Genomic DNA, 12285 nt, shown 5'->3' with positions numbered 1-12285 from the left:
AGATTGCAGCTTTTGCTCTAAGATAGATACAGTAACAGTAAAAACACAGGTGATAAATGTTAGAAGCAAATATTAAAGCCCCTGATTTTACACTGCTTGATCAGAGTGGCAAGAGTGTAAGTCTTAAAGATTTTGCAGGTAAAAAGGTTGTTGTATATTTCTATCCAAAGGACAGCACACCAGGCTGCACCCGTCAGGCCTGCTCCTTTACAGAGTCAAAGGCAGCTTTGGCTGAGAAAAATATTGTGGTAATAGGTATCAGCAAAGATTCGGTTGAGTCTCATGTCAAATTTGTAGAGAAGTACAATCTTGATCTTATATTGCTCTCTGATCCTGAACTTGAGGTCATCAAGGCCTATGATGTATGGCAGGAGAAGAACATGTATGGCAAAAAGAGCATGGGCGTAGTCAGAACCTCATATTTAATTGATGAAAACGGCATGATTGTCCAGGTTTTAAAGCGCGTAAGCCCTGATAAGAATGTTGAGAAGGTTTTAGACTTTGTAAATAAGCTCTAATCTTTTATAAATTTAGAATTTTTTCTGCCATAAAACCTCTTTGCATCAGATACAAGGAGGTTTTATTTTTATGTACTGTTAAAATCCTATCAAAACTTCTTCAAATCTTAAAAAATCTCCTGCCCTGAAAGATAAAGCTACTGTCCTTAATCACACCTGTATTTTTTGTATCAGTGAGATGGGCTGTAAGATTAATTTGTGCAGAAATTTAAAGAAAAATACACAAAGATTAAACAGCCTGGCTTTATTATGCATTATGGTAATGCAAAGTTGGGGCTGAATAAAAATTAAATGTTTGATATAGGGCAAATTTTTAATAAAATAATGTTATGTAGGTCCTAGATCTGAGTAAATGGAGTTTATTTAATTTAAAAATCTCCTAAAATTTTAATGACTGCAATTTAGAGAGGATCATCTTATGTCATATATCAATATTGTCCTTGATGGTTATGTCATGGATTTAAATATGGACAAACTCACAGATGAGCAGGTTCTTGAGTTTAAAGATGCCGTAAGGGCCTATGATAAAGATCCAGATGCCAATTATATTGAAGATCTTGATATATTTTATGATACTCAGATTAATGCAGATACAGTTCAGACGCTGCGCGGTTATTATGATTTTGCACTTGATGCCTATCTGCGCCGTTTTGATGATGACGGACAGAGAATTACCGATCTTGAAGGTGATGATGAGGTCTTCTTTGAGGAGATAGCAAGCTCAGCTGCCGATGATCCATCATTTTTAGAGGAAATTTCTGGCCTTGATCTTGAAGATGGCTATTATTTTGTGGCACAGCGTGTCTCAAAATGCACCGACAGCTTTATAGTCGAGTGTGATGAGGAGATAGACGAGCTTGATCCTTTTGCCCTTGAGGATGAGGTGGCCATCGATGTCTGTACCATAAGTGAGCTGCCTACAGTTATGGGGCGTGAGATCAATACAGATAGCTACAATATCATTACCAATATGTCCTATAAGGGCGAGTACTTTTTAAATGAAGTGGATGAGTCACCAATCTACGATACCATTTTTTCAACAGATAAAGTCAAAGAGGATGTGCTTATTATCTTTCAGGTAGTAGAAGGTCATCTGTCAATTGTCTATACCTATGATGCTTTTTCTGATGAGCCTGAGCATTTTTATGATCATATAGATAAGACTTTAGTGGACATGCCTATCTATCAGAATAATTTTATTCAGCAGATCTATCTTGAAGGTGATGATTACTATGATGAAGATGAGGTCGATGATGAGGATTATGATGATGAAGATGGTTTTGACGGTGAGGACTTTGATGAGTCATTAGATGATGACTATGAGGATGACGATGATGAGTACGCATCATCCAGGAAAAAAGACCGACGCCGTTATGAAGGTGGCAAATCAGATAAAGAGGACGATAATTTTTAAATAAAGTCGTATTTGACTCTTTGTTAAAAGCTTAATCTTAGAATAGCTTTAAACCATAAAAAGGCGTCTGATGGCGCCTTCTTCACGTGCGTAGAAAATAGTAGTCCAAAGTGAAATTTTTGCATGTATACCCTCTAACCAAGCACTCTTTTGAAGGCAGTTTGGCGGTCTTCCTTTGAATGACGGCCATATTAGGTTTGCAGGCTCATACTTTTTATACAAAATTTTGATGGTTTTAGAAATAACATAGATAGAGGCAGATAAATTTTGATTTGTCGATTTGTTTAAGATTATTTATATACTCACACTGGATGTGTTCCGGTGGAAGCAGAATCGGCAACTCCTTAATATAAGATACTGATGCAATATTTTTTATTCCAGAACCTTGAGTTTGCAAATTACCTATAGTCATCGTCATATATTCAATGAAATATTGAGGATGAATCTTTTTATTAAGAGTAAATTTACAAAGAGCCTGATTAATAATTCCTTTTTTACATCCTTCTGGTAGTTGATATAGCTCACCTACTGTTCCAGAGCAACTCATTAAAATGTCACCTGCAGAGCATTCAAAGCGCTTTAATTCTCTATATTTATCATGTGTAATATAGTAATTTCCAATATTGTCTTGCTTTTGAATAGCATTTTTTTGTTCATATACTTTGTAAGTATCATCTGACTCCTGAACAAAATATTCTTTTTTTAGAGTACTACCAAATGGACCTCTAATTATTGCTGAACAAACCTCTTTCAAAGGTACAATATTCCATTTGAGAGAATTTATTATAGGATCTCCAATTAACTCTATAAATCGGGATTTGTATACCAATTTATCAGAAAAGCCTCTGATGTGACTGTTTAACATTATTTTCATTGACCATTGCATACTGCATAGTTGTATCGAGGTTCTGATGTCCAAGCAGGTGCTGTACCTGCTCTATAGGCATTCCTTTAGATATAGCGATAGTGGCAAGTGTGCGTCTGAATTTATGAGGATGGACCTTTGGAATATTAAGAGATTGCCCAAGCTTTCTTAGCATGATCTCAACACCTGAGATCTGCAGTCTTTTAACTGGATTGGTCAAAGATACAAAGAGGGCTGGATTATTATCTATTCTGCTCTCAAGGTATTTTTCAAGATGTAGCTTGGTTCTGGCATCAAAATAGGCCTTACGTTCTTTACTGCCTTTACCAAAGACAATAAATTCGCGCGTATTAAGATCAATACTGTCAATGTTAAGCTTAACAAGCTCGCCAACTCTAATGCCAGATGAGGAGAGCAGGTCAACTATTACAAGATCTCTTAAGGTAGTGCAGGCATCCCTCATTTTTTCGAGAATTTCATCACTAAAAGTGGTTTTAACCATTTTAGCTGTCTTGACCTTATGTATACGCTTAACGGGACTTTTTATAATATAGCTCTCCTCTTCAAGCCAGTTAAAAAAGCTCGATAGAATACGGCGCATATTATCTATGGTTATTTTACTGACATTATGACTTGCAGAGTAACTATCAAGATAGGCACGAAGATCCTCAGTAGTAATCTCTCTTAAATCCTTATCTATGCTCCTAAATATCTTTTTTAAAGTGGCTGCATAAAACTCAAGAGTGCGCAGAGAACAGCCTTCAACTCGTTTGGCCTCAAGAAATTTATCTAGTAACCTAAAATCCAATGATTTGTGTTACAACTTATAGCACTTCTACTTCTAACACCCTCGCATCTGTTCATATCCCATTGTAATTAAAGCTTATTTTTATCAATTTAACCTTGATTTTTTAAGGCTATTGTTCTATTATTCTTATATAAATTGTGTGCTTACTGTGTTACAACTGGGCGGTGTAAAAATGATTTATTTAGACAAAACGGTTGATATTCCAGTATCTAATGTATACTTTCGCCAAAGAGGCCCTGATTTATACATTTGTGAATTTATAGAGCCTTGGAAAGATGATGATGGCTCAAGAAAGAGCAATCGCAAGCGTCGCATCATCGGGGTACCTGTAAATGGCGAGCGTACTGACACACAAATGCACCCAAATGAAAACTATTACAAACTAAGAAATCTTGCACTACCTGAGGCTAATTACGCTAAAGTTGGTCTGCCAGGGAAGCACACATCTTTTGAATACGCACCAGGTGCTGTAATATATCCAGCGTTTCCGGCCATTGCCTATATAGCACTCCTTCAGTCAGGGTTATACGATAAACTCATAGAAGCCTTTAAAGATTCAAGACTTGTTGACTCTATGTGCTTTATAGCAACAGTATACGCATCTGGCAGAACATCGCTTGAAGCACTTGAAGAGCTGTCTACTACCTTTAACGCTTTCAATGATGCACAAGGAGTAACATCGCAGGCTGCATCTTACCTAATGCGCAATCTTGATACCAAAAAACTGCGTGATTTCTTCAAGTTATGGATCCCTTATGCATCAGGAAGCGACTGTCTGGCTTATGATGTAACTGCCTTTACTTCAAAAGCAAAACTTATGAGAGAGGCAGAGTATGGCTACACACATGGAACTGTAGAAAATCTGCCACTTGTAAACTATGCCTTATTTAGCAATGAGCGTACTGGCATACCTGTCTTTTTTGATCATTATTCAGGAAGTCTTACCGACAAAGCCAATCTCAAGAATATTATTGATACAGCGCTAGATCGCAACCTCCCAGAGAATATTACTCTCGTTATGGACAGAGGTATGACAACGCTTGATAATCTCAGACACCTTAAAGAGCTTAAATTAAAATTTATTGTAGGTGTTCCTGGAACTATAAAGGCTGTTGACGAATATCTGAGCTCTATTGCTACTAAAGAGCAATCTATAACCAATACCATAACTTTAAAGACGCGCAGTGGTGAGTGCGAGACCTTATATTGCTACACTGAGGACTTTATCTGGAACGATGTAAAACTCAAACTGCATTTATACCAAAGCGTTCAAAGGCGTGCCAATAAGATGGCAGATTTCTTTTCATCCCTTGAGGAGTGTAAGAGAGCTATTGCCGATACCAAAGAGCTTCCATCAGGAGCCTGTATAATGGCAGATGTAAAAAACTGCTTTGTGTATCAAGGAAAAGGCCGAGGTAGAAAATTAGTTCTTGATGAAGCTATAGCTCAAAAATATGTTAATCGTCTTGGTACTTTTGCCTTATTTTCAGAGCCTGAAGCTAACTATACAGCACAGGATGCTTTGGAATATTATAGAAGGCGTGAAATTGATGAGGCTAACTTTGATATTTTAAAAAATGACCTTAACGGCCTGCCGTTGGGCATTCACAACCAGAGCTCCTTAGACGGCAAATTCTTTATTCTCTTCATAGCTTTGGTTATAAAAAGAACCATTATGCAACGCATTAGAGGCTTTCTGCGCTCTAATAATAAATCTTATAAATATGCCGTTGAGACTTTGAACAATATTAAAGTTGAGTTTAGAGAAAGCGAGATCGCAATACTTGAATCAGGTCAGGTTGAGAAAAATCTTGATTACTTACATCAGGTTAATGCTCCAACCAAGTTTGCAAAATCTTTGCTGGCAGCAATAGTAGATCCGGATGGGCTTATAGTAAAAAAATCATACTTAAATCTAAAGGTCAAAAGAAAAAAAACAAAAGTTAGAGTGAAAAAATAACAAATTTAGTTGTAACACAAATCATGGGACTTTAGGCTAGTAAAGATGCAGAGTCTGCTTCATCAATCTTCTTCAAGTTAAGATCTTTGTCATGCAAATTAAGATGAGCACACAGTACTGTATGTAAAGCCTCAAGCTGCTTATTATCAAGAAATTTAACCATATCTCGCTCTATATCTGAAATAACCTTAATATCCACAATATGCTCCATTATTTTGATCATCTCTAAAATTTATGACTAAGGCGATTCTAACCTTACTAAAATAACTATAAAATAGTACAATCATGCGTTAAACCTAAAATAATAAACATTAATTAAGGACTTAAAGTGATTACAGGAACAATAAAAAATAAAGTTGATGCTCTGTGGGATATTTTCTACTCAGGAGGAATTTCAAATCCAATTGAAGTAATTGAGCAGATTACGTTTTTAATGTTTATTCATGATTTAGGTAAGCTTGATGATCAGAAAAAAGCGGCAAGTGAGTTGCTTGGCACTGACTTTAAATCAATTTTTGAAGGTCATGATGAATATAGATGGTCAAATCTGGTAAATATCACTGATCCTAAAAGACTTAAAAGTATTATTGAAAATGAGATTTTCCCTCTAATTAAAAATCTCAATCCATCAAAAGAAAGCGCATTTGCCAGATACATGAAAAATGCCATTTTCAAGATAGAGTCTGAGCAGAAGCTTGTATCTGTTATCACAGCTATGGAGCAGCTTTACCAGTTAATAGATGAAGAGGGATCTGCATTTAAAGACAATGACACTCGTGGTGATGTCTATGAATATATGCTAGGTAAGCTTGCTGTGTCAGGCGATCTTGGTCAGTTTAGAACCCCACGTCACATTATTGCCATGATGGTTGAGCTTGTAAAACCAACTGTTAATGATTTTATCTGCGATCCTGCATGTGGAACAGCAGGATTTTTAATTGAAGCTGGCAAGTATCTTAACAGGGTCCACGAGAAAGAGCTTTATGACAAGGGAAATATAGATCATTACCATACAACTATGTTTACAGGATATGACATAGACAGGACAATGCTCGAAATTGCTGCCATGAATATGATGCAGCACAATATTGAAGATCCAAATATCAACTATAGAAACGGTCTTACTTCACCTGAGGATGGTGTAGAGGATGAAAAAGATAAATATACAATTATTCTGGCAAATCCACCTTTTAAGGGTAGTCTTGATAAGGATACTGTAGCTCCAGATCTTAAAGCTGTAACAGCAACTACAAAGACAGAACTGTTGTTTGTGGCTCAGTTTATTAAACTATTAAAAATTGGTGGCAGGGCTGCTGTAATTGTCCCAAATGGTGTACTATTTGGAAGTTCCAAGGCTCACCTTGCAATACGAAAAGAGCTTATAGAAAAACAGTGCCTGCAGGCTGTAATTTCAATGCCATCAGGTATTTTTAAACCATATGCCGGTGTTTCAACTGCTATTCTGCTTTTTACCAAAACAGGCAATGGGGGCACAGACAAGGTATGGTTTTATGACATGCATGCTGATGGGTTTAGCCTTGATGATAAGCGTCAGCCTATAGAAGAAAATGATATAAGTGACATTCTGACAAGATATGAAAACTTATCCGAAGAGGAAACACGTGCAAGAACAGAGCAAAGCTTCATGGTTCCTAAAGAAGAGATTGTTGAAAATGACTATGACCTGTCAATTAACAAGTACAAGGAAGTTGTCTATGAACAGGAGGAGCTGCCATCATCTGCTGAGATTATGGCTGAGCTTTGTGAGCTTGAAGAACAGTACAGAAAAGAACTGGACATCTTAAAACAGATGCTAGAGTCAGGTTCTAAATAATAAAGGGAGAGTAAAAATGCTATCGAAATCCCGATTTATAGAGATGTTTGGTAGAATCGGATATGATGATAAAAAATATGGTTTAACAGCACTAGACCAATTTTGCAAACTCAACCCTAACAAAAAGGAAATTAATGATATCGATGATACTACATTAGTTTCTTTTATTCCTATGGCAAACGTATCTGAAAGTGGAGATATCAAGACTTCAGATTTAAGACAAATAATTGATGTTAAAAAAGGTTTTTCGTATTTTAAAAACGGAGACGTTTTATTTGCAAAAATAACACCATGTATGGAAAATGGAAAAGGTGCTGTTGCTTGCAATCTACATAATGGCATAGGTTTTGGTACCACAGAATTCCATGTTATACGCCCTGACATACAAAAATGTTTGCCTGAATGGATTTACTTTGTTACGGTTAGTAAAGAGTTTAGAAAAGAAGCAGCAGAGAATATGACTGGAAGTGCAGGGCAAAAACGAGTACCCGCAAAATATTTAGAATCATTTAAGATTGGATTGCCGTCTATTTCTTTACAAAAAGAATTTGTTTCTTTTGTACATCAAATCGACAAATCAAAATTTATTCTTCAGCAGATGATTGAAAAACTTGAGCTGTTAAAGAAATCCCGATTTATAGAGATGTTTGGAGATATTAACTCAAAAGACCAGATATGGACAACACAATGTCTGGATAAAAATGCAGAGTTAATCAATGGAAAAGCATACAGTCAGGATGAGTTACTAGATCAAGGTAAATATAAAGTTTTAAGGGTAGGAAATTTTTTTTCCAATAAAGGTTGGTATTTCTCTGATTTAGAGTTAGACCCTGATAAATACTGCGAAAATGGTGACTTATTGTTTGCTTGGTCTGCCTCCTTCGGTGCAAAAATATGGAATGAGGAAAAAGTAATTTACCATTATCATATATGGAAAATAAAAGTTGGTCATAGATACGATAAGCAATTTTTATGCTATTTATTAAATGAAAAAGTTGAAAGCTTAAAAAAAGATACGCATGGCTCCACAATGCTGCATTTAACAAAGCAGAAGATGGAAAAAACTAAATTTATCGTTCCTCCAATATCATTGCAGACTGAATATATAAATTTTTCAAATCAAATCGATAAATCAAAACTTGTACTCCAAAAAGCACTAGAAAATCTCGTAGGCAAGGTATAAATAACAACAAGAGGCAGTCATGAGCAATTTTCAGTTTTTAGAAAAACAACAGAACTTTAATTCATTTTCATCTCAGGCTGTAAAAGCCGAGAAGATGCTTTTAGTTGATCCTGACTCCTCAATACTGCAAAGTCGAGTAACTCTTGAAAAAGCAACGGCCTGGGTTTTCTCTGTTGACAAAACATTAAAGGATTTTAAGGGATCAACAACCTTTGACTGCCTTACTTATCCAAAATTTAGAGCTCTTATAGGTCAGCAACTTTTAGACAGGCTGCATCTTATAAGAAAAGCTGGCAATAACGTGGCCCACGGTAAAATGTCTTTTAGATTTGACCAAGCCGTTATTGTGTTAAATCTTCTATATGATTATTGTGACTGGATTGACCAGATCTATGGAAACGGCCAGACATATCATCGTTTCAATGCAGCTATATATACTACTGCATCTACAGCCAAGGTAAATACTCAAATTGCTGTTGCACCTGTCGTTGCACCACATATAACAGTCACAGAGACTGTAAAAACAGTATCAGCCTCAGGATCTGCTTTAAAATCAACTCTCAGCGAGAGTAAAAATATACAAAAAGAGGTTCTTAGTTTACGAAAGACTTATACAAAAGATGCTATTGATAATCTAAATAAAGACAAGAAGGTAAAACAGCAGAGCTATGTAAAGCCTCAAAGTACAATATCTGAGGCCGATACACGTAAATTCTTTATAGATACAAGATTAAGAGACTGTGGATGGAAAGAAGGCGTAGACTGGATAAATGAGTTTAAAATCAGTGACCTTGGCGTTAATGCAACAGATAGTGGCAGGGCTGACTATGTCCTCTTAGATGATGATCGTACCCCTTTGGCTGTAATTGAGGCTAAAAGTACATCTGAAAGTGTTGAAACAGGACGTTATCAGGCCAAGCTTTATGCCGATGCCCTGGAAAAGAAATATGGTGTAAAACCGGTTATCTTTTTAAGCAATGGGCTTGAGATTAGAATGTCCAATGATGGCTATGCAGAAAGAAAGGTATCCACCTTCTTCTCAAAGAGCGATCTGCAGTCATTGATGTTTAACAGGCGCCATAGAGAGACTATAGATACCTTTGATGTCTCTGATATTTGTAACAGATACTATCAGAAAGAGGCAATAACAGCGGCATGTCACCATTTTTCTCAAAACTTTAGAAAGGCTTTGCTTGTTATGGCAACAGGCAGTGGCAAGACAAGAACTGTTTTAGGACTTATAAAGGTGCTTACAGAGCGTGGCTGGGTAAAAAATGTACTGTTTTTAGCAGACAGAACATCACTTGTATCTCAGGCCTATAGTGCTGCTAAACTTAATTTAAAATCATATCCTCTGTCTAATTTATGCTCTGAGAAGAAAGAGGATAGAGATACTGGTGCCAGAATTATTTTTTCTACTTATCAGACCATGATAGGCACCATAGATAAAGAGCTTGATAAAAACGGTGTCAGACTTTTCACCCCAGGTCACTTTGATCTTATTATATGTGACGAGGCTCATCGCTCTATCTATAATCGTTATAAGGATATATTTGACTACTTTGATTCACTGCTGGTCGGTCTTACTGCAACACCTAAGGATGATATAGGCAGAAATACCTATAAGATCTTTGATCTTGAGGATGGCGATCCTAACTATTATTACTCACTTGAGCAGGCTGTAAAAGATGAATATCTTGTAGATTACTCGACATTTGAGATAGATACTACATTTTTAACCAGAGGTATTGATTATAAAAGTCTTAGTGATGATGACAAGGAGCAGTATGAGGAGCTATTTTCAGATGAAGATGGCTTTATCCCAGAGGCTATCTCAAGTAAGGCTATAAACGACTGGCTTTTTAACAAGGATACAATAAGAAAGATTTTACATCGTCTGATGGAAAGTGGCATTAGGATTGATAGTGGCAATACAATTGGCAAGACTATTATCTTTGCCAGAAATCATCAGCATGCAGAGGTGATAAAAGCTGTTTTTCATGAGCAATACTCTTCTTATAGCAATGAGTTCTGCTCAGTAATAGATACACATATCAAGTTTTATGATGCACTTATTGAAGAGTTTAAAAAGAAAGATGGCAAAATACAGATAGCTATATCTGTAGATATGCTAGATACTGGCATAGATGTGCCTGAGTGCGTTAATCTTGTCTTTTTCAAACCTGTGTACTCTTTAGCCAAATTCTGGCAGATGATAGGCCGTGGTACCAGACTTTGTCCTAAGCTTATTGATGGTGAAGATAAAGATTGTTTTTATATCTTTGATGCCTGCCAGAACTTTGAATTTTTCAGAACCAATAAAAAAGGTATTAAAACCAAGAATAGACCGTCACTTGAGCATAGAACCTTTCAGATAAGACTTAATCTGTTAAAGGCTATGCAGTTAAATCAGGATATAGAGTCAGAGGACTATCAGAAACAGACTATAGATGATTTGATAGCCAAGGTACGTACTATTAATAAAAAGTCTTTTGCATCCCTAGGCCATGAGCAGGCTATAGTTAATTTTTCAGATAGCAAAGCTTATCTATCATTAGCAGACAGCGATATTCAAAGTGCGGTAGATGAGCTTGGCAGGCTCATTGTCAGTGACTCATCAGATCATATAAGCGCCAGACGCTTTGATCATCTCATGTATGGTCTTGAATATGATTTTGTAGCAGCTAAGACTTCTGGCTTTAAAATGAGGCTTAAATATTTAAGAGAAATAGCTGTAGCCTTAAGTGAAATCAATATTAAAGAGGTTATAGAGAAAAGAGCTCTTCTTGATAATCTGCTTGATGATAAATACATACAGAGCCTTACTCTTGCAGATTATGAGGACATAAGAAAACAGCTGCGCAAACTGTGTATCTATATAGATAATAACAGTACTATTACTCATAAAATCACAGATTTTGAGGATGAAGTTGAAAAGGTGAATGTTGTTGAACTGGTAACAACTCACAGCACCGAACAGGATAGTCACTTTGAGCCTTACAAGAACAGAATTGAGAGATATGTAAGGGAGCATAAGGACGAGGGAGTTTTATACAAAATTCACCATAATATGGAGCTTAATGAGGATGACATTATCCTTTTAGAGGAGATTGCCTATACCAAGCTTGGAACTAAAAATGAATATACCAAGACCTATCAGGATAAGGATCTGGGGCTTTTGATCAGAAGTATTACCGGTCTTGATATGCAGTCAGCCAAGAAGGTATTTTCGGAGTTCCTTGATGGCAGTTTAAATACTCAGCAGACTCAGTTTATCTTAATGATAGTAGAATACATTGTAAAAAATGGTCTTATGGAAAGTGCTGCTGTGTTAATTGAGGAAAATCCTTTTAAACAGCAGAACATTGGCAATATTTTCAAAGATCGTATAGATGTTATACAACAAATAAGATCTAAAATAGAAAGCATAAAAAACAATGCTCTTGTAAACTAGCGCCAAGGCATATTTATATGTCATGTTGCTTTTAAAAGCAGTATAAAAACAGAATAAAGAGAGAGTGGAGCTCTTAGTGTTGAGTCTGTTCAAATCAATATAACAGTTTTATTGCCTGCAGCAGATCTTTTAAAACTTGTGGGCGGTATATACACTGGCGCAGTCAAGGATGGTAGCCACAACTTAACAAAAAAAATGGCCCAGTTTTGCGTACAAAACAGGGCCTTATCTAAAGGGTACTTATAGAGC

The 12285-nt window shown here is 36.3% G+C and carries 9 protein-coding genes; 6 read left to right on the top strand and 3 right to left on the bottom strand.

Annotated features, from left to right (window positions below):
- Window positions 1–56 precede the first annotated feature (56 nt).
- Window positions 57–518 (top strand): thioredoxin-dependent thiol peroxidase, encoded by a 462-nt coding sequence (bcp, locus tag DRZ93_RS02275; RefSeq protein WP_113744521.1) that lies wholly within the window; start codon window positions 57–59, stop codon window positions 516–518.
- A 418-nt stretch (window positions 519–936) separates the two neighbouring features.
- Entirely contained in the window at window positions 937–1932 is a 996-nt protein-coding gene (locus DRZ93_RS02270) for a hypothetical protein (RefSeq protein WP_113745722.1), read from the top strand.
- Window positions 1933–2167: 235 nt separating this feature from the next.
- Here DRZ93_RS02270 and DRZ93_RS02265 read toward each other — a convergent pair whose 3' ends face one another.
- Together DRZ93_RS02265 and xerA are read right to left on the bottom strand one after the other, a co-directional pair.
- Window positions 2168–2806, bottom strand: a complete 639-nt coding sequence (locus DRZ93_RS02265; protein ID WP_172458000.1) for a restriction endonuclease subunit S — start codon at window positions 2804–2806, stop codon at window positions 2168–2170.
- Window positions 2766–3605, bottom strand: coding sequence for a site-specific tyrosine recombinase/integron integrase (gene xerA / locus DRZ93_RS02260; protein ID WP_113745720.1), 840 nt, complete (start codon window positions 3603–3605; stop codon window positions 2766–2768). The genes DRZ93_RS02265 and xerA overlap by 41 nt, the downstream gene beginning before the upstream one ends.
- Window positions 3606–3777: 172 nt before the next feature.
- Here xerA and DRZ93_RS02255 point away from each other — a divergent pair, with 172 nt between their 5' ends.
- Complete coding sequence (locus tag DRZ93_RS02255; RefSeq protein WP_113744158.1) at window positions 3778–5565, top strand: IS1634 family transposase; 1788 nt, start codon at window positions 3778–3780, stop codon at window positions 5563–5565.
- Between the two features lie 31 nt (window positions 5566–5596).
- Here DRZ93_RS02255 and DRZ93_RS13490 read toward each other — a convergent pair whose 3' ends face one another.
- Window positions 5597–5764 (bottom strand): hypothetical protein, encoded by a 168-nt coding sequence (locus DRZ93_RS13490; RefSeq protein WP_172457999.1) that lies wholly within the window; start codon window positions 5762–5764, stop codon window positions 5597–5599.
- 129 nt (window positions 5765–5893) lie between these two features.
- Here DRZ93_RS13490 and DRZ93_RS02245 point away from each other — a divergent pair, with 129 nt between their 5' ends.
- The 3 genes from DRZ93_RS02245 to DRZ93_RS02235 are packed head-to-tail and all read left to right on the top strand — an operon-like array spanning window position 5894 to window position 12036.
- Entirely contained in the window at window positions 5894–7399 is a 1506-nt protein-coding gene (locus tag DRZ93_RS02245) for a type I restriction-modification system subunit M (protein WP_113745718.1), read from the top strand.
- A gap of 16 nt (window positions 7400–7415) precedes the next feature.
- On the top strand, window positions 7416–8582 hold the full coding sequence (locus DRZ93_RS02240; RefSeq protein ID WP_113745717.1) for a restriction endonuclease subunit S: 1167 nt from the start codon (window positions 7416–7418) through the stop codon (window positions 8580–8582).
- Between the two features lie 19 nt (window positions 8583–8601).
- The gene (locus DRZ93_RS02235; RefSeq protein WP_113745716.1) at window positions 8602–12036 is read left to right on the top strand and encodes a DEAD/DEAH box helicase family protein; all 3435 of its coding nucleotides are present in this window, start codon (window positions 8602–8604) and stop codon (window positions 12034–12036) included.
- The last annotated feature ends 249 nt before the right edge of the window (window positions 12037–12285 follow it).

Origin of the sequence: Anaerobiospirillum thomasii (assembly GCF_900445255.1) — a bacterium.
GTDB lineage: Bacteria > Pseudomonadota > Gammaproteobacteria > Enterobacterales > Succinivibrionaceae > Anaerobiospirillum_A > Anaerobiospirillum_A thomasii.
This window is presented reverse-complemented; position numbering and strand designations above follow the sequence as displayed.